The organism is Roseococcus suduntuyensis (genome assembly GCF_014196305.1).
GTDB classification, from domain to species: domain Bacteria; phylum Pseudomonadota; class Alphaproteobacteria; order Acetobacterales; family Acetobacteraceae; genus Roseococcus; species Roseococcus suduntuyensis.
In genome coordinates this window covers 89,919-115,588 of the sequence record NZ_JACIDJ010000001.1, presented here as the reverse complement: position 1 = coordinate 115,588, position 25,670 = coordinate 89,919, and the positions used below count along the sequence as shown (strand labels likewise).

Below are 25,670 nucleotides of genomic sequence, written 5' to 3'. Positions count from 1 at the left end.
TTGCCGCGCGCCCGCGCGGCATGGCATCTCACCCCTCCAACGACGCAGTCCCGATGTCGTGGAGGGGAGACGTATGCTCAAGAATATCAATCGCCGCCCGCTGTTGCTGGGCGGTGCCGGCCTGATCGCCAGCCCGGCCATCGTGCAGGCGCAGAACTGGCCCTCCGGCCCCATCCGCCTCGTGGTCCCCTTCGCCCCCGGCGGCACGACCGACCTGGTGGCGCGCCTGGTGGCGGACCAGCTGGCCATCCGCCTCAACACCCCCTTCGTCGTCGAGAACCGGGCCGGCGCCACCGCCACCACGGGCAGCCAGCTGGTGGCCGATGCCGCGCCGGACGGCCAGACGCTGTTGATGAGCAACATCGCGAGCCACGCCATCGGCCCCTCGCTCTACCGCGGCCTGCGCTATGACGCGGTGCGCAGCTTCACGCACATCGCCATGGTCATCACCAACCCCTCGGTCTGGGTGGTGAACAAGAACACGCCCATCCAGAACCTGGCCGACATCGTGCGCCTCGCCCGCGCGCAGCCGGGCGGGATGAACATGGCCAGCTCCGGCGCCGGGTCGTCGAACCATTTGATGATCGTGCAGTTCGCGCGGCTGATGGGCATTGAATACACCCACGTGCCCTTCCGCGGCGCGGGCCCGGCCATGGCGGCCGTCATCGCGGGGCAGGTGCCCATGATGTCGGACAGCCTGCCCTCGGCCGCCGCGCATATCCGCGCCGACGTGGTGCGGCCCATCGCCATGTCCAGCGCGCAGCGCCACCCCTCCTTCCCCAACGTCCCCACCTTCCGCGAGCAGGATGTAGACCTGGTGAGCACGACCTGGTTCTCGCTGTCCGGCCCCGCCGGCATGCCGCCCGCCATCACCGAACGCCTGCACCGCGAGACCATGGCCATCATCACCGCACCCGCCATGCGGGCCCGGTTCGCGGAGCTGGGCGGCGACCCGGGCGACATGACGTCCGAGCAGTTCACGCAATTCGTGGCGGCGGAACTGGAGCGCTGGCGGCCCATCGTGCAGGCCTCGGGCGCCACCGTCGATTGAGCGCGCCTCCAACGTGACGGATTAACGTCACGTCAGAATATTTGCTGCACCGCAGCATCGTTTGGTAAGCTCATGCGCTGAACAGGTTTGGACGCCTCCGGTGGCAACACCGGGGGCGACACTGGCAGGAGGCGCGCATGAACGGCGACAAGAAGATCGAACTGGCCCTGCAGGGCGGGGGCGCGCATGGCGCCTACAGCTGGGGCGTGCTCGACCGCCTGCTGGAGGATGGCAAGCTCGACATCGAGGCCATCAGCGGCACCAGCGCCGGCGCCATGAATGCCGTTGTGCTGGCCGATGGGCTGGTGCGCGGCGGGCGCGAGGGCGCGCGTGAGGCATTGGAGAAGTTCTGGCGCGCGGTCAGCGACGCCGCGCGCTTCAGCCCCATCCAGCGCAGCCCGATAGACCGGCTGATGGGACGATGGAGCCTGGACACCTCGCCCGGCTACATCGCCATGGACCTGCTCTCACGCCTGGCGTCGCCCTATGAGCTGAACCTGTTCGACCTGAACCCGCTGCGCGACGTGGTCGAGGCCACGGTGGATTTCGACAACGTCAATGCGTGCCAGTCCGTGAAGCTGTTCGTCACCGCCACCAATGTCCGCACCGGCCTGCCGCGCACCTTCCGCCGCGGCGAGTTGACGGTGGACGCGGTGATGGCCTCGGCCTGCCTGCCCACCCTCTACAAGGCCGTGGAGATTGATGGCGAGCCCTATTGGGATGGCGGCTACATGGGCAACCCGGCGCTCTACCCGCTGGTGGATGAAAGCGATTGTCGCGACCTGATGATCGTGCAGATCAACCCCATCCGCAGCGACGAACTGCCCACCACCGCGGCCGAGATCCAGAACCGGCTGAACGAGATCACCTTCAACGCGGCGCTCATCAAGGAACTCCGCGCCATCACCCTGCTGCGCCGCCTGATCAAGGCGGAAGGGCTGGAGAATGAACGCTATCGCGACATGCGGCTGCACCGCATCGGCGGGCAGGGGCTGGAGCATCTCTCCTCCTCCTCCAAGCTCAACGCGGAATGGGATTTCCTGACGTATCTGCGCGACCATGGCCGGGCCGCGGCCGATGCTTGGCTGGCGCAGCACCGCGACGATATCGGCCAGCGGTCCACCTTCGACCCCGACACGCTGTTCCTCGGCACGCTGCGCGAGCCTGGCAAGGCACCGAAGGCGTCCGCCGAATGATCGGGCTGGCGGGCGTCCTGCTGGCGCTGGGGCTGCTGATCTTTCTGGCCTATCGCGGCATCTCGGTGCTGCTGCTGGCACCGGCCATGGCGCTGCTGGCGGCGATCTTCGCGGGCGCGCCGCTGCTGGGGCTCTACACCCAGGTCTTCATGACCTCGGCCGGCGGCTTCGTCATCTCCTTCTTCCCGCTGTTCCTGCTGGGCGCCATCTTCGGCCGGTTGATGGATGACAGCGGGGCGGCGCGCGCCATCGCGCAGGGGCTGGTGGCGCGGCTGGGCGGCGGCCAGGCCATCCTCGCCGTGGTGCTGGCCTGCGCCATCCTGACCTATGGCGGCGTGTCGCTCTTCGTCGTGGCCTTCGCCATCTATCCCATCGCGGCCAGCCTGTTCCGCGAGGCCGACATCCCGAAGCGGCTGATTCCGGCGACCATCGCGCTCGGCGCCTTCACCTTCACCATGACGGCGCTGCCGGGCACGCCCGCCATCCAGAACGCCATCCCCATGCCCTTCTTCGGCACCACGCCCTTCGCCGCACCTGGCCTCGGCATCCTGGCCGCGCTGGTGATGTTCGGCGCCGGGCAATGGTGGCTGATGCGCCGCGCGGCCTCCGCCCGCGCGCGCGGCGAGGGTTATGGCGACCATGCCGACCACGCCCCCGCCTCCAGCCCCGACATGCGCGAACGCGCGGCGGGCGAGGGCTTCGACCTGGCCGAGATCGAACCCATGCCCGCGCCGGCCCAGCCGCCCTTCCTGCTGGCGGTGCTGCCGGTGGTGGTGGTGATCCTGGCGAACCTGATCTTCTCCAGCTTCGTCATCCCGGCCTGGGACACGGCCTTCCTGGCCGAGCCGCGCTTCGGCGGCGTGGGGCTTTCCTCGGTGCTGGGCGTGTGGTCCATCATCCTCGCGCTGAGTGCCGCCATCCTGGTGCTGGTGGCGACGAACTGGGGGCGGCTTGCATCTGTGAAGACCTCGCTGGACGCGGGCGCCAATGCCTCGGTGCTGCCCATCTTCAACACGGCCTCGCTGGTGGGGTTCGGCGCGGTCATCGCCGCACTCCCGGCCTTCGACCTGGTGCGGCAGGGCGTGCTGGGCATCGGGGGCGAGAACCCGCTGGTGTCGCTGGCCATCGCGGTGAATGTGCTGGCGGGTATCACGGGCTCGGCCTCGGGCGGCATGAGCATCGCGCTCTCCACCCTGGGCGACACCTATGTGCAGATGGGTGCCGCCGCCGGCATCGCGCCCGAGGCGCTGCACCGCATCACCGCCATCGCCACGGGCGGGCTGGACAGCCTGCCCCACAATGGCGCGGTGGTGACGCTGCTGGCCATCTGCGGGCTGACCCACCGGCAATCCTACGGGGATCTCGCCATGGTGGCGGTGGTGTTCCCGCTGCTGGCGCTGGTGGTGGCGATCCTGGCCGCGAGCTTCCTGGGGGCATTTTAAACGCGCATTTGTGAGGCTGATTCACGGCCCCGGTGAAGGACCGGGGCCGATCAGGCTCACTCCAGGAACTGGAAGCCCATCGTGCGCGCGTGATAGTGCAGCCCGCCATCCTGCACGATCAGGAAGCGGGCCTGCACGTCACCGCCATTGTGGTGCGAGTGCGGCTCACCCGGCGGGGTGACGAGGGTGTTGTGGAGGCTCCAGCGCCGCGCCTCGCCCGCGATGCGCGAGTGGCACTCCTCGCCCTGCAGCACCAGCGTGATGGCGGCGGCGTTGTGGCGGTGGGCGCGCTGGTTTTCGCGCGGCGGCAGTGTGTTGAGGGAGAGCGTCATGCTCGCCGTCAGATTCCGCCACGCCTCCAACCCATCCGAGGAGAAGATCAGCGCCAGCCCCGCCGTGCCGTCATTGCTGGTGCAGGCGCCGATGAGGGCGAGCTGCCGTTCGATCTCCGCCGCCGGGAAATGCACGGGGACCAGGGCGGCGGGGCCAGGGCGCAGGCCCTCGAAGGCCAGCATCGGTTCATTGCCCACCAGCCAGAGCACCGCATCGGCCGAGGCGGTCAGGGCCACATGTCCGCCGGGCAGCAGGAAGACGTCGCCCTCGCCCCAGGTGAAGGCATCGGCCGCGCCCGTGCCGCGCAACACGCAGCCGATGAGGCCGGTGGCGACGCAGTCAAAGGCCAGCGTCTCGCCCGCGCGGATCACGGCATAGCGCGCCAGCATCAGCGGCGTGGTGGCGGGGAAGGGGCAGCCGATGGCGCCGGACTGGTCGCAGGGATACACGCCGGTCGCGGCGCCGGGCACCAAGGCCGCGGCGGCCACCGCGCCGAAATCCGCCGCCGGCACGGGCGCCAGCTTCACGTTGAAGGCATTGCCCGAGTTGAAGAAGCGCGCCCGCGCGGCCGCGGCATTGGCGGGGCGTTCAGGGTGCTGCACGGGCAGCGCGGCCATGTCCATCATGCGCACAACTCCTTCACGGTCGCGGCCAGCAGGGCGGCGCCGGCCTCCACATGCGCGGGTTCCGCCCATTCCAGCGGCGAGTGGCTGATGCCGCCGCGGCAGGGGATGAAGATCATGGCGGTGGGGCAGCGCGGGGCCATATGGCGCGCGTCGTGCCCCGCCGCCGAAAGCAGCTCCCTATGCGGCAGGCCGAGCCGCGTGGCCGTGGCGGCCAAGCGCGCCCGCAGCCCTTCGTCGAAGGTGTTGGAGGGCGCGTGGACCAGTCGCGCGATGGTGACACGGCAGGGCGCGGCCTCCGCCGCCGCGATGGCCTCCAGCCGCGCGCCATGGGCTTCCAGCGCGGCATTGTCCGGATGGCGCAGGTCTATCCGGAACACCACGCGCCCCGCGATGACCGAAGGCGCGTTGGGCACGACCTGCACGCGCCCGATGGTGAACTTCACGATGGGGTCCGCCTCGCCCACCTCGCGCTGCATGCGCGCGGCCATGCGGGCGAAACCCATGACGGCATCGCGGCGCAGCGCCATGTCGCGGGTGCCGGCATGGCCTTCCTCGCCCTCCAGCGTGATTTCCCAGGTGATCTTGCCCTGGATGCCGGTGACGATGCCGATGGGGAGGCCCGCTTCCTCCAGCAGCGTCGCCTGCTCGATATGCGGCTCGATGCAGAAGGCGAAGTCGCGGTCCAGCGGCAGGCGCGGCAGATGCGGGAAGGCGGCGTGCAGGGTGTCCAACGCATCGCCCAGGAGCACGCCTTCCGCGTCGCGCAGGGCGCGGATGGCGGCGAGGCTCCGCACGCCGGCGAAGGCTTCGGACCCCGTCATGCCGGGCGCGAAGCGGCTGCCCTCCTCATTGCTCCAGGCGACGACGCTGATGTCGCGCGCGGGGATGAAGCCAGGGTCCGCCACCGCCTCCAGCGCGGCCAGCACGCCCCAGGCGCCGTCGAATTTTCCGCCATTGGGCTGCGTGTCGAGATGGCTGCCAATCACCGCCGGCGGCAGGGTGCGGTCGCGGCCGGGGCGGGTCAGGAACAGGTTGCCGGCGTCATCGGTGGCCGCTTCCAGCCCCGCTTCCTCCGCCCATCGCAGCACCAGGTGCCAGGCCTCGATCTCGCCCGGCGTGAGCGCCTGGCGGTCCACCCCGCCATCGCCCCGCGCGCCGATCTCGGCAAGGCGCATCAGCCGGTCCCAGAGGCGCGACATGCTCAATCCGTCCGCATGATCTGGCCGGGCAGGGCGCGGGGGTCACGCACATCCCAGCGCCCGGCCTCCACCTGCGCGATGAACTCGGCCAGGTGCATGTTGAACCAGGCGGGTTCTTCCAGGTTCAGCGTGTGGCCGGTCTTGGGAAAGACCGAGAGGCCGCAGGCCGGCAGCGTCTTTTTCAGGAAGATGCCGGGCTGGAGGCAATGATCGTCCTCGTCGCCCACGATGACGAGGGTGGGGATGGCCATGGCGCGCAATTCTTCCTCCAGGTCCCAGAAGGAGGGCCGCCGCGCCTGCACGCCCTGCATGGTGAGCGAGGCGCCCACATCCGAATGCGTGGCCAGCCGGTCGGCGAATTCGCGCCAGCCGCGCGGGTCCTTGTTCTGGAACTGCACGCGGCTGGCACCCTCGGCATAGATGGGCGCGAAGGCGCGGGCGCCGTCGGTGGCGAAGCGGCGGGCGACTTCCAGCGAGACACCGCGGAAATACTCCTCATGCTCCTTTTCGCAGCCATAGCCCGCGCCGGCGACGGTCAGCGACAGGGCCCGTTCCGGCGCGCGCAGGCCGAAATGCACGGTGGCGAAGCCGCCCATGGACAGGCCGACGATATGCGCCTTCGCGATGCCCAAGCCGTCCAGCACCGCAACCGCATCGGCCACCGCGATGGCCTGGGAATACTGCTCCACATCCGTCGGCACGTCGGAGGGCGGGTAGCCGCGCGCGGCATAGGTGATGCAGCGGTGCCGCCGCGCGAAATGGCGCATCTGCGGCTCCCAGCTGTCGTGGTTGCCGCCGAATTCGTGGATGAAGAGGATGGGCGTGCCGGTTCCCGCTTCCTCGTAGTGCAGGCCGGTGCCGTCGGGCGTGGTGATGCGCGGCATGGATGTCCCTCTCAGAATTGCGGCGTGAGGTCGTTCAGGCTGCGCGCCGTCTCGACCAGGGCGGGCAGGCGATGGGCCAGCTTCTCCGCCCACTCACCGGGGACGGAGGTGCTGATCTTCACGAAGCGGTGGCCGAAGCGCGCGGTGTGATAGCTGCCCTGGCGGATCATGATGCCCTCGCGCCGCGCCGCTTCCACCAGGGCCTCGGGGCGGATGTTCGCGGCCTCGGTCTCGACCACCAGGAAGTTGCCGTGGCTGGGCCAGACGGGGACGGAGAAGCCCGGGATGCGAAGGGCCGCCTCATGAATCATGGCGTTGTTGGCGCGTGTGGTGGCGCGGACGGTCGCCATCCATTCGGGCTTTACGGCAAGGCCCGCGAGTGCGGCGCGCTGCGCGATGACGCTGGCGCCAAGCACGCCGGTCGTCTGGTCCGCGAATTCCTCCAGCAGGGCGGCGGGGGCGACCAGCGCGCCGATGCGCAGCCCCGCGAGGCCCAGCCATTTGGAGAAAGACAGCGACACCACCGCGTTGTCCGGCGTTTCCAGCAGCGCCGGGTGGTGGCCATCGGCGAAGTCGCGATAGGTGCAGTCATGCACCAGCAGCGCGCCCACTTCCTGCGCGATGGCGGCGAAGGCGGCGATCTCGTCCCGCGTGTAGCAGATGCCGAGCGGGTTGTTCGGGTCCACGATGTAGATCACGCTGGTGCGCGCATCCACCGCCGCGCGCAGGGCGGCGGGCGTCAGGCGATAGTTGCAGGCGGGGTCGTAGATCGGGATTTCCACCACCTCGGCCCCCGCCTGGCGGGCGAAGAGGCAGGGCCATTTCCAGGTGGGGTCGGTGGTGACGAAGGTGGTGCCCGGCCGGCAGCGCGCGCGGCACACCAGCGCCAGTGCGTTCACGCCGCCCTCCGTCACGAGGGCTTCCGCGCCCTCCACGCCGAGGTCCGCCAGGATCGCTTCGCGCAGCGCCTCGAAGCCGAGCGGTGGCGCGTAGGCGTTGAAACCCAGCCCGTCCACCGCCGCGTGCATGGCGGCCAGCACCGCCGGGTGTGCCGGGATGTGGTTGGTGTTCTGCCCCATCCAGGCCAGGCCCGGGGTGGCGGTCAGCGCGTCGAAATAGCGGTTGCGGATCAGCGCGCCCGACATCAGATCACCGAGCCGCGCGCCGAGATGCCGCCATCAATCGTCACCACCGTGCCCGTGATGTAGCCCGCCCGCGGCGAAGCCATGAAGGCGCAGAGATCCGCCGTCTCGCGCGCGGTGGCGGGGCGCTTGCCGGGGTATTTCGCGAAGAGTTCCTCCCAGCGGGATTCATCGCCCAGCATCTCGCGCGCCTTCACCTTCATGATCTTCAGCATGCGGTCGGTGGCGACGGGGCCGGGGTTGATGCCCACCACGCGGACGCCGTCATCCAGGCTGCGGCCGCCGATGGCCTTGCTGAAGGACATCAGCGCCGCATTGCCGGTGGAGCCGGCGAAATAGCTCGCATCCCAGTTCTCGCCGGAATTGCCGATGACGTTGATGATGACGCCATCGCGCCCCTTCATCCGCGGGTAGAACAGGCGCGTCAGTGTGATGTAGCCGAACACCTTCAGGTCGAAGCCCTGGCGCAGCGCGGCATCGCTCACGGCATCGAGCGGGCCGGCCGGGATGTCGCCCGCATTGTTGATCAGGATGGTGGCGTCCTTCGCGGCCTCGGCCAGCGCCTCCATGGCGGCGGTGGTGGAGAGGTCCATCGCATGGGTGGTGACGCGGATGGGGTGCTGGGACCGCAGCCGTGCCGCCGCCTCCTCCATCGCTGCGCCGTTGCGGGCGGCGAGGTGGAGGTGGCAACCCTCCTCGGCCAGCACCTCGGCGCAGGCGAGGCCGATGCCCTTGGAAGCCCCGGTGATGAGGGCGGTCTTTCCCGCGAGATCAAGCTGCAAGGGGCGCTCCGTTGTCCGTGTTGTATGCAATGACTAGCAATATGCATACCAACATGGGCGCACGCCTCAGTCGAGGCCCGCGATCAGGTCCAGCAGGTTCTCCCCCAGCAGGGTCAGGTGGGCGCGCATGGCGCGGTGCGCCGCCTCCGGGTCGCGCGCCAGGATGGCGGCCATGATCTCCGCATGCTCGCGCAGCGTGTCCTCCACGCGGGTCGGCATATGCGTCACGCGACGGCGATAGGCGGCCACGCGGTTGCGCAGGCGGCGGGTTTCCTCGGCCAGGAAGGCGTTGTGCGCGGCCTCGTAGATGGCCTCGTGGAATTCCGCGTTGATGTCGTAGAAGGCGTCCGCCGTGTCGCCTGAGGCCGCCTCCAGCCTCGCATGGATGGCCTGAAGCGCGGCATTCTGGGCCGGTGTGCTGCGCCGGGCGGCCAGCCGCGCGCAGAGCCCCTCCAGCTCTCCCATCACCTGGAACATCTCGATCAGCGTCTGGGCGGAAATGCTGCGCACCACCGCACCCTGCCGGCCGCGCAACTCCACCAGGCGCTCGCTTGCCAGCAGGCGGAAAGCCTCGCGCACGGGGGTGCGGGAACAGCCGTGGCGGTCGGCGATCTCCTGCTCGTCCAGCCGCGCGCCGGGGTCGAGGCGTCCGCCCGCGATGTCGTCACGCAGGCGGCGATAGAGGGTGTTGGCCAGCGTGCCATGGCCGGGCGCGGCGGGGGGCTTTCGCCCGGAACCTGCCCATTCTGCCTCAGGCAATGCCTGTTTTGCGCGCATATGTGTGCGAAAGCCTCATTCTTGTGTGCAAAGAACTGGGTCTTTGTATTCCAAACCGGCGCCCCTGTCGTGAAGATGTTTTAGAGCCTCATCCCGGGGCGCAGAAGGCAGGTCACGGATTGAACAGCGCCCCTCTTCTCGAACTGCGTGGTCTCTCCAAGCGCTTCGGCGCGGTGCAGGCGCTGGAGGGCTTCGACCTGGACGTGCAGCCGGGCGAGTTCGTGACCGTCGTCGGCCCCTCGGGCTGTGGCAAGAGCACGCTGTTCAACATCGTGGCGGGCCTCGACGAACCCGACGCGGGCGGCATCCTCCGCTTCAAGGGGCGCGGCTGTCACGCGAGGGAACTGCTGGGCCAGGTCTCCTTCATGCCGCAGCGCGACCTGCTGCTGCCCTGGCGCAACGTGGTGGACAACGCCATCCTCGCCAATGAGATCGAGGGCGCCAACCGCAGCCAGGCCCGCGCCAAGGCGCTCTCCATGCTGCCAGAATTCGGCCTGACGGGCTTCGAGAATCAGTATCCGCACCAGCTTTCCGGCGGCATGCGCCAGCGGGTCGCGCTGATGCGGACCTTCCTCTTCGAACGCGAACTCATGCTGCTGGACGAGCCCTTCGGCGCGCTCGACGCACTGACCCGCAGCATGATGCAGCGCTGGCTGCTGGATGTGTGGCAGCGTCACCGCCGCACCATCCTCTTCATCACGCATGACGTGGACGAGGCGATCTTCCTGGGCGACCGCGTGGTGGTCATGACCGCGCGGCCAGGTGCCGTGAAGCTGATGCGCGAGGTGAACCTGCCCCGCCCCCGCGCGCCGGAACTTCTCACCTCCCCCGAATTCACCGCCATCAAGCGCGAGGTGCTCGACGCCATCGAGGAGGAAGCCATGAAGTCCTTCCTGACCGGCACGGCCGCCGCGCCATGACGGACGCCGAGCGCGAGGCGCGCATCTCGCTCGCCGCCTGCTATCGCATGGTGGCGCGGCTTGGCCTGGATGACGTCATCTACAACCACATCTCGCTGCGCGTGCCGGGCGAGGAGAATGCCTTCCTGCTGAACCCCTATGGGATGCTGTTCAGCGAGATCACCGCCTCATCCCTCGTGAAGATCGACACGGAGGGCCGCAAGCTCGCCTCCAGCCCGCACGAGGCGAATGTCGCGGCCTTCGTCATCCATGCCGCCATCCACAAGGCGCGGCATGACGCGGCCTGCGTGCTGCACGCGCATTCGGATGCGGCGGTGGCGGTCTCGGCGCAGCCGGGCGGCCTGCGCCCGCTCAGCCAGTTCGCCATGTGGTTCCATGAACGCCAGGCCTTCCACGACTATGAGGGCGTGGCGATAGACCTGGACGAACAGGAACGCCTGGTGCGCGACTTCGGCACACACCCCGTCATGATCATGCGCAACCACGGCACCCTGACCGTGGGGCGCACGCCGGGTGCGGCCTTCATGCTGCTCTACTACTTCGAGCGCGCGGCCCGCATCCAACTCATGATGCAGTCCTCCGGCCAGCCCATCATCGAGCCGCCCCCCGAGGTGTGCGCCCGCGCCGCCAACCAGTTCTGGCAGCAGCAGGGCGACATCCTGGGCCCTGGCGAGCGCGAGTGGCCCGCCTTCCTCCGCCTGCTCGACCGCGAGGAGCCAGGCTTCCGTGACTGACCCAACCCCCGCAGGAGTAAGCACGATGAACAGGCGCCACCTTCTGGCCGCGACCGGCGCGGCCGCCGTCTCCCCCTTCATCCGCCCCGCCGGGGCGCAGACGCTGACGCGCGCCACGCTGCGCCTGAAATGGCTGACGCAGGCGCAGTTCGCCGGCTTCTACGTGGCGCTGCAGAAGGGCTACTACCGCGAGGCGGGCATTGACCTCACCATCAACCCCGGCGGGCCGAACCTGCTGACGGAAAACCTGGTGGCCTCGGGCGCCGACACCTTCGGCCTCTCGGGCGGGACGGACAGCGTCTTCGCGGCGCGTGAGCGGAACCTGCCCATCGTCTGCGCCGGCGTCATGCACCAGCAAACGCCCTTCGTCTTCGTCACGCGCGCCGACGGCCCCATCCGGACCCTGGCCGACTTCCGCGGCAAGACCATCACGACCTGGTTCACGGGTGCGAACTTCGTGCTGCTGGGCATGCTGGCGCAGGCGGGGCTGAGCCGCGGCGACTTCACCATGCAGCCGCAGCAGGTCAGCGTGCAGCCCTTCGTGGACCGCCAGGTGGATGTGGTGACGGCCACCCGCTACAACGAGTTCTTCACGCTGATGAACCGCGTGGGGCGCGACAACCTCCGCAGCTTCGTCCCCGACGACCACGGCATCACCTTCCCGCGCGACACCGTCATCGTCAGCGAGCAGACGGCGCGCGACCGGCCGCAGATGGTGACCGCCTTCCTGCGCGCCACCATCCGCGGCTGGCGCGAGGCGCTGCGCGACGGCAAGGCCGGCGTGGATGCCGTCATGTCCGTCGCGCCCACGCTGAACCGCCCGCATCAGGAATTCATGATGGAGGAGGCCGGCAAGCTGATGGTGGCCGGCGGCGCCGCGCGGAACGGGCTGTTCTGGATCGACCGCCCGGTGGTGCAGGCCGCGCATGACTTCTTCCTGCGCCATGAGGTGATCAAGACGCCGCTCGACCTCGCCGCCGCCTACAACTCCAGCTTCCTGGAGGCGATCCCGCTGGCGGACCGCATAGCATGAATGCCACGGCGATGGCGGCGCTGCGCCTGCTGGGCGGGGTGATCCTGGCGGGGCTGGTCTGGGAAGGCGTGGTGGTGCTGTTCGGCATCCGCCCGCACCTCCTGCCGCGCCTGTCGGAGATCCTGGCCGCCATCGCCTTCACGCCCGGCGCCTATTGGGCCGGGCTGCAACGCACCGCCGCCGAGACGCTGATCGGCTTTGCGGCCGGCACGGCGGTGGGCATCGTCAACGGGTTGGTGTTCTTCCGGGCACCGCTGCTGCGCGATATGCTGCTGCCGGTCTTCGTGGTGTCGCAGACCATCCCGGTCATCGCCTTCGGCGCGCTGGTGGTGATGTGGTTCGGCAACACGCTGATGGCCAAGGCGGTGATCGCCTTCTACCTCACCTTCTTCCCCGTGACGGTGAACACGCTGCTCGGGCTGAACAGCGTGGACCCGCGCCAGGCGGCGCTGCTGCGCAGCTTCGGCGCCACGCCGACCCAGATCCTGTTCCGCCTGCAATTGCCCATGGCCCTGCCACAGATCTTCGTGGCCCTGCGCCTCGGCGCCTCGCTCAGCCTGGTGGGCGCCATCGTGGGCGAGTGGTTCGGCGACAACACCGGCATCGGCGTGCTGCTGCTCCAGGCCATGTACAATGAAAGCGTGGTGGCGCTCTGGGCCGCCATCCTCTGCGCGGCGCTGCTGGGCACGGGCTTCTACGCGCTGGTGGCCTGGGCGGAGCGGCGCATCGTCTTCTGGGGGGCGGAGCAATGAGCGGCACCTCCGCCGCGCGTGGCGTCTTCGGCGCCGTGCTGATCCTGGCGCTGTGGGAAGTCACCGCGCGCGGCTTCGCCCTGCCGGCCTACACCCTGCCGGCGGTGACGCAGATCCTGGGCGCGGTGTGGGAGCATCGGGCCGCCTTGCAGGCGGCCGCGCTGGTCACGGGCTTCGAGGCCATCACGGGCTATGCCATCGGCGCGCTCGCCGGCATCGGCATGGCGACGCTGCTGGTGCTGGCGCGGCCGCTGCGCGCGGGCGTGCTGCCGCTGCTGCTGGCCATCAACTCCGTGCCGGTGGTCGCCTGGTCGCCGCTGGTGCTGCTGTGGTTCGGCGTGGGGGTTTCCTCCAAGATCGTGATGGTGGCGCTTGCGGTGGGCTTCACCATCTTCCTCAGCGCACTGGCCGGATTCGACCGGGTGGACCGGCGCAGCGTGGACCTCATGCGCAGCTTCGGCGCGGGGCGCATCGGTATCTTCTGGCGGCTGCGCCTGCCGGCCGCGTTGCCGCTGATCGCCGCGGGGCTGCGGGTGGCCACCGTGCGCAGCCTGATCGTCGCCATCGTGACCGAGATGCTGGGCGCCTATGGCGGCCTCGGCTGGATCATCTACCAGTCCGTCACGCTGATCGACTTCGTGCAGGTCTGGGCGGCCATCCTGGTGGCTTCCACGCTCAGCCTCGCCTTCTTCGGCGCGGTGGGCGCGCTGGAGCGGCGCTTCATCTTCTGGCGGTAGATTTCATGCGGCAGATGCATCTGGGCCTCTTCCTGCTCGGCACCGGCAGCCATGTGGCGGGTTGGCGCATGCCGGGCGCGGTGACCAGCTTCCAGGACATCCAGGCCATCCAGGCCATGGCCGCCCAGGCCGAGCGCGGCTGCTTCGACCTGATCTTCATGGGCGACAACCTCTATGCCGACCCGGGCGCCCACCCCTCCTACACCGTGCGGCTGGAGCCGCTGACCATGCTCGCGGCCCTCGCCATGGTCACGAAGCATATCGGCCTGGGGGCCACCGTCGCCACCACCTACAGCGACCCCTGGAGCGTCGCCCGCGCCTTCGCCTCGCTGGACCATATCAGCGGTGGGCGGGCGGCGTGGAACGCGGTGACGGGGTCCTCCGCGCAGGCGGGGCCGAATTTCGGGCGGCTCCATCCCAACCACGCCGAACGCTACGCCATCGCGGCCGAGTTCGTGGAGGTGGTGCGCGGCCTATGGGATGGCTGGGAGGAGGATGCGCTGGTCGCAGACCGCGAGAGCGGCCTCTACGTGGACCCGGCCAGGCTGCACAAGCTGAACCATGAAGGCGCGCATTTCTCGGTGCAGGGGCCGCTGAACATCGGCCGTTCGCCGCAGGGGCGGCCCGTGATCCTGCAGGCCGGCGGGTCCGATGCGGGGCTCGACCTCGCGGCCCGCACGGCCGATGTCGTCTTCGCCGTGGTGCAGGAGTTCGAGGAGGCGCGCACGCAATACGCCGCGCTGAAGTCGCGCCTGCCCGCCCTTGGCCGCCGGCCGGAGGAGGTGGCGGTGCTCCCCGGCGTCATGCCCATCGTGGGCCGCACGGAGCGCGAGGCGCTGGACAAGCTCGCGCAGCTCCAGGCCTTCATCAGCCCCACCAATGCGCGGCAATTGCTCCAGGACCGTCTGGGCGTGGACCTGGCGGGGCGGGACATGGACGCGCCGCTGGGCGACATGCCGCTCTTCGACGGTGGGCACGGCTTTGCCCGCGCGCTGCTGAACAAGGCGCGGCGCGACAACCTGACGCTGCGCGACATCTACAACCTGCTGGGCGCGGCGCGCGGCCACTGGGTGCTGTGCGGCGCGGCCGAGCAGGTGGCGGACACCTTGCAGCACTGGTTCGAGAATGGCGCGGCGGACGGGTTCAACGTCATGCCCTCGCATTTCCCGGGCGGCATGGAGGATTTCGTGGAGCTGGTGGTGCCCATCCTCCAGCGCCGCGGCCTGTTCCGCACGCGCTACGAGGGCACCACCCTGCGCGACCTGCTGGGGCTGCGGCGACCGGCGCGCGGCGAGGGGTGATTGCCGGGACGCCATGACCCGGCCCACCATGCGCCAACCGGATCATGGAGACCCCCGATGCCCGCTCTCGACCCCGAAATCCGCCTGGCTGCCCTGGAGGCGGTCGTGGCCCGGCTGCTGCTGACCCAGGCCCGCCAGCACCCCGACCCGGCCGGCATGCTGGACCAGTTCGCCGGCGAGATGCGCCGCCATGCGGACATGCAGGATGATGCGGGGTTGGATGGATTGGCGCTGGGCGCGGCGTTGCTGCAACTCGTGACGCTGGCGAAGGAACGCCTGATCGCGGAGGGCGGAAGGTAGCCGGCCGCCCCCTGAACCCGCGCCGCCGCGCTATTCGGGTTGCGCGCCGGAGATGCGGACCATCTCGCCCCAGATCGGCCGCTCCCGATCCAGCCTGTCCTGAAGCTCCTCCGGCGTGGTGCCGAGGAGGCGCGCGCCCATCCCGATGACCCGCCGCTGCAACGCCACATCCGAAAACGCGGCGCGGACTTCCTCGGAAAGCCGGTCGATCACCGCCCGCGGCGTGCCTGCCGGCGCGGCCCACATGTGCCAGGGCCCGTAGGAAAGCCCGGAGAAGCCGGCCTCGGCCATGGTGGGCACATCGGGCAGGGCCGGCCAGCGTTCCCGCGTGGTGACGGCGAGGGGCCGGATGCGGTTGTCCTGGATCACGCCCACATAGGAGGCGAGGTTGTCCACCGCGATCTGGATATCGCCCGAGAGCATGGCGGGGATGGTCTGCGCCGCGCCGCGGAAGGTGACGTGCTCGGCCTGCAGCCCCGCCTGGGCCATGAGATAGGCGCCGGAGAGATGGATGGTGGTGCCGACGCCCGAGGACCCGAAGCTGACCCCCTGCGGCCTCTCCCGCGCCCATGCGATGAATTCCGCGAGGCTGCGCGCGGGCACGTGCTGCGCCGGCACGGCGGCGACGTTGGGCAGGTCCCACATCGCGCTGATCCAGGCGAAATCCCGCTGCGGATCATAGGGCAGGCGGCGAAACAGCAGCGGGTTGATCAGCAGGTTGTGCATGCTGACCGTGCCGATGGTGTAGCCATCGGGGGTGGCGCGCGCGATGGCCTCGGTGCCGATATTGCCGGACGCGCCCGAGCGCGTCTCGACATAGAAGCTCTGGCCCAGCCTGTTCTGCATCTGCTCGCAGGCCAGCCGTGTCATCACGTCGAGCGAGCCGCCCGGCGGGAAACCCACGATCACGCGGACAGGCCGATTGGGCCAGGGCCGCTGCGCCAGGGCCGGCGCGGCAAGGGGAAGGGTCGCTGACGCGGCGATGAGCCGACGGCGTTGCAGCATCTTGGTTTTCCTCCGGGTGGCCTCCCGCCATCATGTCGCGGGCGGGAGTTGCCGGGGAAAGCTTAGAGCGGGATGCGTTGAGGTGGAATCACCGAAACGCTGAATCCCGCTCTCAGCAAAGACTGGGCACGGCCGTCAGCTTCCCGTGAAGCGCGGCGGCCGCTTGTCGAGCTTGGCGCGCCTGCCCTCGGCGTAATCCTCGCTCGCATAGCAGCGATCGGCCCAGGCCTGGGCGCGTGCCAGGTCGGGCGGGCCGTCACGACGGGCCAGTTCCCGGAAGGCGATCTTGGCCGCCGCGAGGCTGAGCGGCGCATTCGTCGCCAACTCCTCCGCCATGGAACGCGCCTCTTCCCGCAGCGCCGCGCGGTCGGGCAGGATGCGGTGCGCGAGGCCGAGGCGCCGGATGTCCTCCGCGCCGTGGCGGCGGCCCAGCAGCACCATCTCGCGCGCCGCCGCCTCGCCGATCACGTCGAGCAGCTTCACGATGTCCTCCGCCCGGTAGGGCAGGCCGAGCTTCACGGCCGGCACGCCCATGGTGGCTTCCGCGCTGCACAGGCGCAGGTCGCACATCAGTGCGATCTCCATGCCCGCGCCCAGGCAATGGCCGTGGATGGCGGCGATGGCGGGCTTCGTCAGGTCGCGCAGGCGGGCGGCGACCACGTGCTGCAATTCGTTGTAGCGCGCGGCCGCTTCGGGGTCGGCGCGCAGCGTCTCGAACTCGCTGATGTCGTTGCCGGTGCAGAAGGCGCGCTCCCCCGCGCCTTCCAGCAGCAGCACGCGCGCGGCGGGGTCGGCCTCCACCCGCGCCAGCGCCTCGGCCAGTTCGCGCCACATGGCGGCGGTGATGGCGTTGAGCCGGCGGGGGTGATCGAAGGTCAGGCGCGCGATGCCGTCCTCGACATCGAGCCGGATGCGGGCCTCGTTCATGGGGCGTGCTCCATCAGTGGGGTGTCCGCCGCCTGCCTCGGCCCGGGCAGGGTGACGACCAGGTTGCCATTCGCCTCGACCGAGGCCACGGCGCCGGGCGGCAGGACCAGGGTGGACATGCCGTCCTCCACCAAAGCGGGCCCTTGCAGTCGGGCGCCGGCCACCAGCCCCGCGCGGGCATGGACGGGCACGGGCACCAGCTTTCCCTCGATGCGAAGCCCACGCTGCCCCACCGGCGTCGGTGCGGCCGCGAGGCCGGGCTCCAGCGAAGATCCGGGCGGCTTCGCGCTGACCGAGACGCGGATGTTCACGAACTCGATGCCCTGCACCGGCGGGCGGCGCGTGAAGATCGCGTCATAGGCCGCGAGGAAGGCGTCACGCAGGGGCGCGAGCGAGGCGGCGCCATAAGGCCCCGGCGGCAGGGCGGCCACGATCTCGTAGCCCTGCCCGGCGAAGCGCATGTCCGCGCCGCGGCGCACCTCGCGCGGGACATCGGGGCCGAGCGTGGCCGCGACCACGGCGCCCGCCTCCTCCTCCAGGCGCTGGAAGGCGGCCTCCAGCGCCTCGGGCGGAAGCTGGTCCAGCGTGCGCGCCAGCGTCGCCACCCGGTCCACCCGCGCGGGGGCCAGCAGCAGGCCGAGTGCCGAGGCCACGCCGGCCGCGGGCGGGCAGACCACGCGCCGGATGCCCAGGCGCCGCGCCACCTCGCAGCCATGCAGCGGCCCGCCGCCGCCCGTGACCAGCAGCGCGAAGTCGCGCGCGTCGCGGCCATGCTCCGCCACATGCACCCGTGCCGCGGCGGCCATCGTCTCGTTCACGACGGCATGGATGCCGGAAGCGGCCTCCGCCGTGGCAAGGCCGCCCTCTGTCGCCACCTCGCCCACCGCGCGTTCGGCCAGGCCGGCATCGAGGCGCATGGTCCCGCCGGCGAAGCCCTCCGCGTCCAGCAGGCCGAGCAGCAGGTTGCCATCCGTCACGGTGGGCGCGGTGCCGCCGCGCGCGTAGCAGGCCGGCCCGGGCTCGGACCCCGCGCTGCGCGGGCCCACCTTCAGCAGGCCCAGCGCATCCAGCCGCGCGATGCTGCCCCCGCCCGCCCCGATCTCGATGAGCTCCACCGTCGAGATGGCAAGCGGCAGGCCGCTGCCGCGGGTGAAGCGCCGCTCCCGCCCCGCCTCGAAGCGGTGCGCGACCAGCGGCTCGCCCCCCTGCACCACGCAGAGCTTGGCGGTGGTGCCGCCCATGTCGAAGGCCAGCAGGTCCCGCAGGCCGGAGCGCGCGCCGAACACCGCCGCCGCCAGCGCCCCCGCCGCCGGGCCGCTCTCCAGCAGCTGGACGGGCACGCGCTGCGCCTCCTCCAGATGCGTCAGGCCGCCATTGGACAGCATCATGAACAGCGGCGCGCGCAGCCCCAGCTCCCGCAGATCCGTCGAGAGACGGCCGAGATACGCATCGGCCAGCGGCTTGATGTAGGCATTGGCGACGGTGGTGGAGGTGCGGTCGTATTCGCGGATCTGCGGCGCGACCTCGCTGGAGAGCGAGACCGGCAGCCCCGGATGCGCCTCGGCCAATATCCGCCCCGCCGCCTGTTCATGCGCGGGGTTCGCATAGGCGTGCAGGAAGACGACCGCGAGGGATTCCACCCCCTTGTCCACCAGCCGCGCCGCCGCGGCGCGCAGGCTGCCGGCATCGAGCGGCTGTTCGATGCCGCCATCGGGGCCGATGCGCTCGCTCGCCTCCTCGCGCAGGCTGCGGCGGACGAGCGGTTCCGGCAGGGGCAGATGCAGGTCGTAGAGCTCGTATTTCCGCTCATGCCCGATTTCGAGCGTGTCGCGGAAACCCGCCGTCGTGATCAGCCCGGTGCGCGCGCCCCGCCGCTCAATGAGGGCATTGGTGAACAGCGTGGTGGCGTGGACGATGCGCCCCACATCGGCGCAGGCCAGCGCCTCGCGCGCGAAGAGCCGCGCGATGCCCGTCACCACGCCGCGCGCGGGGTTGTCCGGGGTGGTCAGCTCCTTGTGGGCGTGGAAGCGGCCCGTGCGCTGGTCCAGCACCACCACATCCGTGAAGGTGCCGCCGATGTCCACGGCGAGGGCGAGATGCGGGGCGCTCATGCGACGAAGCCATCCTCGATGTCGGCGGCGATGGCCGCGGGGTCGCGCTCGGCGGGCGGGCCGAAGCCGCCGCCGCCTGGCGTGCGCAGCTCCACCGTGTCGCCAGGCTCCAGGATGTGCTGGCGCTTGGGGTCCACCGCCACGCCATTGACCAGCACCGCGCCGGGCGTGCCGGCCTCCCCGCCCGCGAGCCCCGGGGCTGCGGCCTCGATGCGGGTGCGCTCGGCCATGAAGGTGACGGCGACGGGGCCCGCCGCGCGGTTCTCGAACAGCCATTCCTGCCCGGTGCCCCCGCGGTGCCGGCCCCGCCCGCCCGTGCCCACGCGCAGCCGGCGGTGGCGCACGCGGAAGGGGTTGTGCTGCTCGATCATCTCGACGGGCGCGGCCGAGACGTTGCTCGGCCAGGAGAGCACATTGGGTCCGTCGCGCAGGGCGGAGGCGCCGTAGCCGCCATTCATGAAGAAGTGGTTCGCGGTGGTGCTGCCATCCGCGCGCTGGCCGGCGAAGTTCAGGCTCCAGAGCGGCGAGCCCACACCCGCGATGACGCGCTCCGGGATGGCTTGCGCCAGCGCGGACAAGATCAGCGGCGGCAGGAAGTGTCCGGTCAGCGCCCGGTTGGCGCCGGCTGCGGGTGGCGTCGAGTTCAGGATGCAGCCGCGCGGCGCCTCCACCGTCACGGGCCGGAACGCGCCCTCGTTGTTGGGCACCTCCGGGCACAGCGCCGCCTTCAGGGCGAAGGCGGTGTAGGCGAAGGTGTAGGAGAGGCAGACATTGATGCCGCGCGGCACCTGCGCGTCGGTGCCCGTATAGTCGGCCACGATGCCATCGCCCCGCTTGTGCAGCGCGAGCACGAGGCGGATGGGCTGGGCGAGGCCGTCGGTCAGCACCTCGCCGCGATAGGTCCCGTCCGGCACCTCGCGGATGGCCGCGCGCATGGCCCGTTCGGAGCGCGACTGGATCTCCAGGGCCAGCGCTTCGAGGTCATCGAGGCCGTATTCGTCCATCAGCGCCAGCAGCCGGCGCTCCATCAGCTCCAGCGCGGTGAACTGGGCGAAGAGGTCGCCCATCACCTGGTCGGGCACGCGCGTGTTCTTGCGCAGCATGCGCGCGAAGGTGTCGTCCAGCACGCCCGCCCGCACGGCCTTGAGCGGCGGGATTTGCAGGCCTTCCTCGAACACCTCGCGGCTTTCGGCGGTGCGGATGCGCCCGCCGATGTCCGGCGCATGCGCGGCCGAGCCCGCGAAGGCGACCAGGCGGCCCTGGCGGAAGACCGGGCGCGCCACCGTGATGTCGGGCAGGTGCCCCGTGCCCATCCAGATGTCGTTGGTCAGCAGCACATCGCCCGGCGCCAGCGTCTCGGCCGGGTATTCGTCGAGGAAGTGCCGCATGGTGCGCGGCACGGTGCAGAGGAAGGAGGGCACGCCATCCGTCGCCTGCACCAGCGAGCGGCCCTGCGCATCGGCCAGCACGCAGGCGAAGTCGTGGGATTCGCGCACGATGGTGGAGAAGGAGGTGCGCAGCAGCGCCGCGGCGGCCTCGTCCACCGACGAGGCGAGGCGGGTCCAGAGCAGTTCGAGCAGGACGGGATCGAAGGCCCGCGGCGCCGTAGCCATTCCTCAGTTCACCCTGATGTTGGCGGTCTGGATCACGCGTGTCCATTTGCGCGTCTCCTCCGCGAAGAAGCGGCGGCTTTCCTCGACCGACAGGCCGCGCTTGATGGCGCCGAGCTGCCGCAGCCGGTCCTGGATGGCGGGTTCGTTCAGCACGGCCACCGTGTCGGCGTTCAGGCGCTGGAGCAGCGGCGCGGGCACGCTGGCGGGGGCGGCCAGCGTCATCCAGGCGGTCGCCACATAGTCGGGCAGGCCCGCCTGCGTCGCGGGCGGCACGCCGGGCAGCGCGTCCACCGCCTCGGCCGAGGTGACGGCCAGCGCCCGCACGCTGCCCGCGCGGGCCAGGGGCGGCACGGTCGGCACGTTCTCGAACATCAGCTGGATGCTGCCGGCCATCAGGTCGGTCAGGGCGGCGGAGCTGCCGCGATAGGGCACATGCGTCATCTGCACGCCGGCCACCTGCATGAACAGCTCGCCCGCCATGTGGGTGGAACTGCCGCTGCCGGCCGAGCCGAAGGTGAGGGCACCGGGCTGCGCCCGTGCCAGCGCGATCAGTTCCCGGAGATTCTGCGCCGGCACCGAGGGGTGGACGATGAGGGCGTTGGGCATCTCGGCCAGCACCGTGACGGGTGCGAGATCGGTGTCCGGGTTGTAGGGCAGGCGCGCATAGATCGAGCTGGCGGCATGGATGCCGATGGTGCCCAGCAGCAGAGTGTGGCCATCACCCGCCGCGCGCGCCACCTGCTCCGCGCCGATATTGCCGCCCGCGCCAGGCCGGTTCTCCACCAGCACGGGCTGACCCCACTTGGCCGAGAGGCGCTCCCCCACCAGCCGGGCCAGCACATCGGCCGTGCCCCCGGCGGCGAAGGGCACCACGATGCGCACCGGCCGCGTGGGGAAGGCCGCCGTCTGGGCGAAAGGCGCGCCCAGCGGCGCGGCGCCGAGCGCCGTGGCAAGCGGCAGGAGTGCGAGGCTGCGTCTACGCATGATGTTCATCCTTCCCTGTTCTGGTCCGAAAGCGGGTGATGCCGGTGGGGCGCCGCAGGGCGCCGTCATCGGCCGTAGGGTGCGGGGTCGGTGACGTGGCCGGAGGCGAGGTCGGCCGCGAGCGCGCCCGGGCCCCGCAGGCCAGGGTCGCCATGGCCCCCGCCGCCCGGCGTGGCGAGCAGCACCGTCTCGCCCCGTTGCAGGACGTATTGGCGCTTGGGGTCCACCTTCTCGCCATTGATGCGCAGCATGCCGGGCGCGCCGGCCTGCCCGCCCTCGATGCCGAAGGCCGGGAAGATGGTGCGCTCGGCCAGGAAGGAGACGGCGATGGGGGTGTCGGAGCGGCTCTCGATCAGGATTTCCTGACCGAGCCCGCCCCTGTGCCGCCCCGGCCCGCCGCTGTCCGGGCGCAGCCGCTTGTGGTGGATGCGCAGGGGGGCGATGTGCTCGCTGATCTCGACCGGTGTGGAGGAGACGTTGGAGGGCCAGGAGAGGCATGAAATGCCATCCCCATGCACGTTCCCGCCCATGCCCCCGTTGAAGAAGAACATGTTCGCGTAGGGCTTGCCGGCCGCGTTCACGCCCGACTGGTTCATGCCCCACATGGGCGAGCCGCAGGCGGCCATCACGCGCTCGGGCACCACCTGGCCCAGGCAGCCGAAGACCAGCATGGGCAGGTAATGGCCGATCAGCATGCGCGACCCGCCCGAGGCCGGGAAGACGGGGTTCACGATGCACCCCTCGGGCGCCTTGACCGAGATGGGGCGCCAGGCGCCCTCATTGTTGGGCAGGGTGGGGGTGGTGCAGACCTTCACCCCATACATCGTCATGGCATAGGTGTAGCAGAGCGCGCAGTTGATCGCGCGGTCCACCTGCGGGTCGGTGCCGCTGTAGTCCACCTCGATGCGGTCACCCGCGATGGTGAGCGCCATGCGCAGCGTCACGGGCTTGTCCAGCAGCCCGTCGGTCTGCAACGCGCTGTGGTAGGTACCGTCCGGCAGGGCGGCGATGGCCGCGCGCATCGCGTTCTCGCAGCGCGCCTGCACCTCCCGCGCGAGGTCCGACAGGTCGTGCAGCCCGGCCTGCTCCATCAGGACGTGCAGCCTCTCCTCCATCAGGTCGAGGGCCACGACCTGCGCCCAGAGGTCGCCCATGGTCTGTTCGGGCGTGCGGACGTTCTTGCGGATGATGGCGACCAGCGTCTCGTCCGGCTCGCCCGCGCGGAGCAGCTTCATGGGCGGGATCTGCAACCCTTCCTCGAACACCTCGCGCGGCTCGGGGCTGCGGATCTTGCCGCCGATGTCCGGCGCGTGCGCGGTGGAAGCGCTGAATGCCACCAGGCGGCCATGGCGGAAGATGGGCTTGGCCACCGTGATGTCGGGCAGGTGGCCGGTGCCGAGCCACAGGTCGTTCGTGATCAGCACGTCGCCGGGGCGAAGCGCCTCGGCGGGGAAGAAGCGCAGGAAGTGCTTCACCGTCTCGGGCAGGGTACCGATGAAGCTCGGGATGCTCTCGGTCGCCTGCACGAGCGACTGGCCCTCGGCATCCGTGACCACGCAGGAGAAGTCATAGCTCTCGCGCACCAGCGTCGAGAAGGAGGTGCGGACCAGCGCCGCCGCCGCCTCGTCCACCAGCGAGATCAGGCGGCGCCAGAGCAGTTCCAGCTCGACCGCGTCGAAGCTGCGGGGGGTGTGTTCCATGTCGGGCATCCTCAGCTCAGCCGCTCGGCCAGGATCGAAAGGTCGGGCAGGACGCTGATCCGCGCGTCGGGGCCCACGACGAAGGTGCTTTCGTCCTCCTCGAACACGGCGGGCCCGGGCAGCTGCGTGCCGGCGGCCAGCGCGTAGCGGTCATAGACGGGGGTCTCGACCATCCCCTCGGCTTCCGGGAAATGCACGGGGCGGCGGCCCTTCAGCGCGGTGTCCGCCGCGTGGGTCTGCAACCGCAGGGTCGAGCCCGCGCCCGGCATGGGTGCCGCCAGCGACAGGCGCAGCGCCACGAACTGCGCCGCGGCGCCGGGCGGCGTGCGGCCGAACAGGCGGCGATAGGCGGCCTCGAAGGTCGCGAGCACGGCTTGCTCCGACAAGGGATCGGGCAGGACGACCGTGATCTCGGAGCCCTGGCCCACATAGCGCATGTCAGCGAGGCGGCGGGTGGTGCGCCGTTCGACATCGGCGCCGCTCGCGCGGATGATGGCGGCGGCTTCCGTCTCCAGCGCGGCCAGCAGGCGCTCCGCCCCGGCCCAGTCCGCCGCCGCGACCGACTGGTTGAAGGAGGCCACGCGGTCCACGCGTGCGGGTGCCATCAGCATGCCGATGGTGCTGCCCACCCCGGCGCCGGGCGGGCAGATGACCCGGCCGATGCCGAGCTTCCCGCCCACCTGCCAGGCATGCACCGGCGCGGCCCCGCCAGTGGCCAGCAGCGCATAGTCGCGCGGGACACGCCCGCGCTCGGCGATCGCGACGCGCGCCGCCCCCGCCATGTTCTCGTTCACCACGTCATGCACGCCGAAGGCCGCGCGCGACGCATCGAGCGCGATGCGCCCCGCCAGCGCGCCCAGCGCATCGGTGGCCGTGTTGGCGTCGATGCGCATGGCCCCGCCCAGGAAGAAATCGCCGTTGAGGTAGCCAAGGGCGAGATCGGCGTCGGTCACGGTGGGTTCGGTGCCGCCCCTTCCGTAGCAGACGGGGCCAGGCTGCGCGCCCGCGCTTTCGGGGCCCACATGCAGCGTGCCGAGTTCGCTGCGCCGCGCGATGGAGCCGCCGCCCGCGCCGATCTCGATCAGCTCCACCGTCGCGATCTGGATGGGCAGGCCGCTGCCGCGCAGGAAGCGCTTGGTGCGCGCCGCCTCGAAGCCCCAGGCGACCAGCGGCTCCCCTTCGTCCACCAGGGCGAGCTTCGCGGTGGTGCCGCCCATGTCGAAGGCGAGCACCCGGTCCAGCCCCGCCTGGCGGCCGAACCAGGCGCCGGCCAGCGCGCCGGCCGCGGGGCCGCTCTCCAGCAGCTGGACCGGGGCGCGCTTGGCCTCCGCCACATGGGTCAACCCGCCGCTGGACAGCATGAGGAACAGCTCGCCCGGGATGCCGGCGTGCTTCAGCTCCGCCTCCAGCCGGTCGAGATAGGTCTCGGCGAGCGGGCGCACATAGGCATTGGCGACGGTGGTGACGGTGCGCGGATATTCCCTGATCTCGGGCGCGATGTCGGCCGAGAGCGAGAGGGAAAGCCCCGGGAAGCGCGCGGCGATGGCCGCCGCCGCCGCACGCTCATGCACGGGGTTCGCATAGGCGTGCAGGAAGCAGACCGCGAGGCTGGTGACACCCTGCGCGACCAGCAGCGCCACCTCCTCCAGCAGCGCGTCCACATCGAGCGGCACCTCGACCGTGCCGTCCGGGGCCAGGCGCTCGCGCGCCTCGCGCCGCCAGGGGCGGGGCACGAGGGGCTGCGGCATCTCCAGGAACAGGTCGTAGAGCTCGTATTTCCGCTCGCGCCCGATCTCCAGCACGTCGGCGAAGCCCGCGGTGGTCAGCAGCCCGGTGGGGGCGCCCTTGCGCTCGATCAGCGCGTTGGTGAACAGCGTCGTCGCGTGCACCACGCGGCCCACGCGGCCGGGCGCCACGCCCGCCTTCTCCAGCAGCCGGGCCACGCCCGTCATGGCCCCGCGGGCAGGTTCGTCGGGCGTGGTGCTCTCCTTCCAGATGACGATGCGGCCATCGGACGGGTCGAGCAGGACGAGGTCGGTGAAGGTGCCGCCGATGTCGATGCCGAGGGAAAGTGACGCTGTCATGAACTTCCATATCCTTGCGCGCATGGCGCCTTGCTGG

At 70.7% G+C, this 25,670-nt stretch carries 23 protein-coding genes; 10 read left to right on the top strand and 13 right to left on the bottom strand.

Annotation, left to right across the window (positions count from 1 at the left end):
- Positions 1-73 precede the first annotated feature (73 nt).
- The 3 genes from GGQ83_RS00540 to GGQ83_RS00530 all read left to right on the top strand — a co-directional run bounded on the left by GGQ83_RS00540 (position 74) and on the right by GGQ83_RS00530 (position 3,689).
- Positions 74-1,051 (top strand): Bug family tripartite tricarboxylate transporter substrate binding protein, encoded by a 978-nt coding sequence (locus GGQ83_RS00540; protein ID WP_184381648.1) that lies wholly within the window; start codon positions 74-76, stop codon positions 1,049-1,051.
- Positions 1,052-1,188: 137 nt separating this feature from the next.
- A complete protein-coding gene (locus GGQ83_RS00535; protein ID WP_184381647.1) occupies positions 1,189-2,247 on the top strand; it encodes a patatin-like phospholipase family protein in 1,059 nt (352 codons plus the stop codon).
- Positions 2,244-3,689 (top strand): GntP family permease, encoded by a 1,446-nt coding sequence (locus tag GGQ83_RS00530; protein ID WP_184381646.1) that lies wholly within the window; start codon positions 2,244-2,246, stop codon positions 3,687-3,689. Before GGQ83_RS00535 ends, GGQ83_RS00530 begins: the two co-directional genes overlap by 4 nt.
- Positions 3,690-3,745: 56 nt before the next feature.
- Here GGQ83_RS00530 and GGQ83_RS00525 read toward each other — a convergent pair whose 3' ends face one another.
- From GGQ83_RS00525 to GGQ83_RS00500, 6 genes are all read right to left on the bottom strand, one after another.
- On the bottom strand, positions 3,746-4,648 hold the full coding sequence (locus GGQ83_RS00525; protein WP_184381645.1) for a cupin domain-containing protein: 903 nt from the start codon (positions 4,646-4,648) through the stop codon (positions 3,746-3,748).
- Positions 4,645-5,847 carry a hydantoinase/carbamoylase family amidase gene (locus GGQ83_RS00520; protein WP_184381644.1) on the bottom strand — a complete coding sequence of 401 codons (1,203 nt, stop codon included), beginning with the start codon at positions 5,845-5,847 and terminating at the stop codon, positions 4,645-4,647. The genes GGQ83_RS00525 and GGQ83_RS00520 overlap by 4 nt, the downstream gene beginning before the upstream one ends.
- Positions 5,848-5,849: 2 nt before the next feature.
- Entirely contained in the window at positions 5,850-6,731 is an 882-nt protein-coding gene (locus GGQ83_RS00515; RefSeq protein ID WP_184381643.1) for an alpha/beta fold hydrolase, read from the bottom strand.
- Positions 6,732-6,742: 11 nt separating this feature from the next.
- Positions 6,743-7,876, bottom strand: a complete 1,134-nt coding sequence (locus GGQ83_RS00510) for a pyridoxal phosphate-dependent aminotransferase (protein WP_184381642.1) — start codon at positions 7,874-7,876, stop codon at positions 6,743-6,745.
- Positions 7,876-8,655: an SDR family oxidoreductase gene (locus GGQ83_RS00505; protein ID WP_184381641.1), complete on the bottom strand. Its 780-nt coding sequence runs from the start codon at positions 8,653-8,655 to the stop codon at positions 7,876-7,878. Before GGQ83_RS00505 ends, GGQ83_RS00510 begins: the two co-directional genes overlap by 1 nt.
- Positions 8,656-8,721: 66 nt before the next feature.
- A complete protein-coding gene (locus GGQ83_RS00500; protein WP_242534819.1) occupies positions 8,722-9,414 on the bottom strand; it encodes a GntR family transcriptional regulator in 693 nt (230 codons plus the stop codon).
- Positions 9,415-9,551: 137 nt separating this feature from the next.
- On the opposite strand from GGQ83_RS00500, the gene GGQ83_RS00495 reads away from it, so the two are divergent.
- From GGQ83_RS00495 to GGQ83_RS00465, 7 genes are read left to right on the top strand one after another with little or no spacing between them, the layout of a single operon-like run.
- Entirely contained in the window at positions 9,552-10,352 is an 801-nt protein-coding gene (locus GGQ83_RS00495) for an ABC transporter ATP-binding protein (protein WP_242534818.1), read from the top strand.
- Positions 10,349-11,086: a class II aldolase/adducin family protein gene (locus GGQ83_RS00490; protein WP_184381638.1), complete on the top strand. Its 738-nt coding sequence runs from the start codon at positions 10,349-10,351 to the stop codon at positions 11,084-11,086. Before GGQ83_RS00495 ends, GGQ83_RS00490 begins: the two co-directional genes overlap by 4 nt.
- A 25-nt stretch (positions 11,087-11,111) precedes the next feature.
- A complete protein-coding gene (locus tag GGQ83_RS00485; protein WP_184381637.1) occupies positions 11,112-12,119 on the top strand; it encodes an ABC transporter substrate-binding protein in 1,008 nt (335 codons plus the stop codon).
- Positions 12,116-12,871, top strand: coding sequence for an ABC transporter permease (locus tag GGQ83_RS00480; RefSeq protein WP_184381636.1), 756 nt, complete (start codon positions 12,116-12,118; stop codon positions 12,869-12,871). Before GGQ83_RS00485 ends, GGQ83_RS00480 begins: the two co-directional genes overlap by 4 nt.
- Complete coding sequence (locus tag GGQ83_RS00475; protein WP_184381635.1) at positions 12,868-13,608, top strand: ABC transporter permease; 741 nt, start codon at positions 12,868-12,870, stop codon at positions 13,606-13,608. The genes GGQ83_RS00480 and GGQ83_RS00475 overlap by 4 nt, the downstream gene beginning before the upstream one ends.
- A gap of 5 nt (positions 13,609-13,613) precedes the next feature.
- Positions 13,614-14,909, top strand: coding sequence for an LLM class flavin-dependent oxidoreductase (locus GGQ83_RS00470; RefSeq protein ID WP_184381634.1), 1,296 nt, complete (start codon positions 13,614-13,616; stop codon positions 14,907-14,909).
- Between the two features lie 57 nt (positions 14,910-14,966).
- Entirely contained in the window at positions 14,967-15,209 is a 243-nt protein-coding gene (locus GGQ83_RS00465; protein WP_184381633.1) for a hypothetical protein, read from the top strand.
- 30 nt (positions 15,210-15,239) lie between these two features.
- Here GGQ83_RS00465 and GGQ83_RS00460 read toward each other — a convergent pair whose 3' ends face one another.
- From GGQ83_RS00460 to GGQ83_RS00430, 7 genes are all read right to left on the bottom strand, one after another.
- Positions 15,240-16,214, bottom strand: a complete 975-nt coding sequence (locus GGQ83_RS00460) for a Bug family tripartite tricarboxylate transporter substrate binding protein (RefSeq protein ID WP_184381632.1) — start codon at positions 16,212-16,214, stop codon at positions 15,240-15,242.
- 135 nt (positions 16,215-16,349) lie between these two features.
- Positions 16,350-17,141: an enoyl-CoA hydratase-related protein gene (locus GGQ83_RS00455; RefSeq protein WP_184381631.1), complete on the bottom strand. Its 792-nt coding sequence runs from the start codon at positions 17,139-17,141 to the stop codon at positions 16,350-16,352.
- Positions 17,138-19,252, bottom strand: a complete 2,115-nt coding sequence (locus GGQ83_RS00450; protein WP_184381630.1) for a hydantoinase/oxoprolinase family protein — start codon at positions 19,250-19,252, stop codon at positions 17,138-17,140. Before GGQ83_RS00450 ends, GGQ83_RS00455 begins: the two co-directional genes overlap by 4 nt.
- Positions 19,249-20,865 carry a hydantoinase B/oxoprolinase family protein gene (locus GGQ83_RS00445; protein WP_184381629.1) on the bottom strand — a complete coding sequence of 539 codons (1,617 nt, stop codon included), beginning with the start codon at positions 20,863-20,865 and terminating at the stop codon, positions 19,249-19,251. The genes GGQ83_RS00450 and GGQ83_RS00445 overlap by 4 nt, the downstream gene beginning before the upstream one ends.
- Before the next feature lie 3 nt (positions 20,866-20,868).
- Positions 20,869-21,849, bottom strand: a complete 981-nt coding sequence (locus tag GGQ83_RS00440) for a Bug family tripartite tricarboxylate transporter substrate binding protein (RefSeq protein ID WP_184381628.1) — start codon at positions 21,847-21,849, stop codon at positions 20,869-20,871.
- 65 nt (positions 21,850-21,914) lie between these two features.
- Positions 21,915-23,549 (bottom strand): hydantoinase B/oxoprolinase family protein, encoded by a 1,635-nt coding sequence (locus GGQ83_RS00435; protein ID WP_207017845.1) that lies wholly within the window; start codon positions 23,547-23,549, stop codon positions 21,915-21,917.
- An 11-nt stretch (positions 23,550-23,560) separates the two neighbouring features.
- Positions 23,561-25,633: a hydantoinase/oxoprolinase family protein gene (locus GGQ83_RS00430; RefSeq protein WP_207017843.1), complete on the bottom strand. Its 2,073-nt coding sequence runs from the start codon at positions 25,631-25,633 to the stop codon at positions 23,561-23,563.
- Positions 25,634-25,670 lie beyond the last annotated feature (37 nt).

Coding starts and splice junctions, on each gene's coding strand:
- GGQ83_RS00540 (WP_184381648.1), top strand. CDS start 74: ATGCTCAAGAATATCAATCGCCGCCCGCTGTTGCTGGGCGGTGCCGGC.
- GGQ83_RS00535 (WP_184381647.1), top strand. CDS start 1,189: ATGAACGGCGACAAGAAGATCGAACTGGCCCTGCAGGGCGGGGGCGCG.
- GGQ83_RS00530 (WP_184381646.1), top strand. CDS start 2,244: ATGATCGGGCTGGCGGGCGTCCTGCTGGCGCTGGGGCTGCTGATCTTT.
- GGQ83_RS00525 (WP_184381645.1), bottom strand. CDS start 4,648: ATGATGGACATGGCCGCGCTGCCCGTGCAGCACCCTGAACGCCCCGCC.
- GGQ83_RS00520 (WP_184381644.1), bottom strand. CDS start 5,847: ATGTCGCGCCTCTGGGACCGGCTGATGCGCCTTGCCGAGATCGGCGCG.
- GGQ83_RS00515 (WP_184381643.1), bottom strand. CDS start 6,731: ATGCCGCGCATCACCACGCCCGACGGCACCGGCCTGCACTACGAGGAA.
- GGQ83_RS00510 (WP_184381642.1), bottom strand. CDS start 7,876: ATGTCGGGCGCGCTGATCCGCAACCGCTATTTCGACGCGCTGACCGCC.
- GGQ83_RS00490 (WP_184381638.1), top strand. CDS start 10,349: ATGACGGACGCCGAGCGCGAGGCGCGCATCTCGCTCGCCGCCTGCTAT.
- GGQ83_RS00485 (WP_184381637.1), top strand. CDS start 11,112: ATGAACAGGCGCCACCTTCTGGCCGCGACCGGCGCGGCCGCCGTCTCC.
- GGQ83_RS00480 (WP_184381636.1), top strand. CDS start 12,116: ATGAATGCCACGGCGATGGCGGCGCTGCGCCTGCTGGGCGGGGTGATC.
- GGQ83_RS00475 (WP_184381635.1), top strand. CDS start 12,868: ATGAGCGGCACCTCCGCCGCGCGTGGCGTCTTCGGCGCCGTGCTGATC.
- GGQ83_RS00470 (WP_184381634.1), top strand. CDS start 13,614: ATGCGGCAGATGCATCTGGGCCTCTTCCTGCTCGGCACCGGCAGCCAT.
- GGQ83_RS00465 (WP_184381633.1), top strand. CDS start 14,967: ATGCCCGCTCTCGACCCCGAAATCCGCCTGGCTGCCCTGGAGGCGGTC.
- GGQ83_RS00460 (WP_184381632.1), bottom strand. CDS start 16,214: ATGCTGCAACGCCGTCGGCTCATCGCCGCGTCAGCGACCCTTCCCCTT.
- GGQ83_RS00455 (WP_184381631.1), bottom strand. CDS start 17,141: ATGAACGAGGCCCGCATCCGGCTCGATGTCGAGGACGGCATCGCGCGC.
- GGQ83_RS00450 (WP_184381630.1), bottom strand. CDS start 19,252: ATGAGCGCCCCGCATCTCGCCCTCGCCGTGGACATCGGCGGCACCTTC.
- GGQ83_RS00445 (WP_184381629.1), bottom strand. CDS start 20,865: ATGGCTACGGCGCCGCGGGCCTTCGATCCCGTCCTGCTCGAACTGCTC.
- GGQ83_RS00440 (WP_184381628.1), bottom strand. CDS start 21,849: ATGCGTAGACGCAGCCTCGCACTCCTGCCGCTTGCCACGGCGCTCGGC.
- GGQ83_RS00435 (WP_207017845.1), bottom strand. CDS start 23,549: ATGGAACACACCCCCCGCAGCTTCGACGCGGTCGAGCTGGAACTGCTC.
- GGQ83_RS00430 (WP_207017843.1), bottom strand. CDS start 25,633: ATGACAGCGTCACTTTCCCTCGGCATCGACATCGGCGGCACCTTCACC.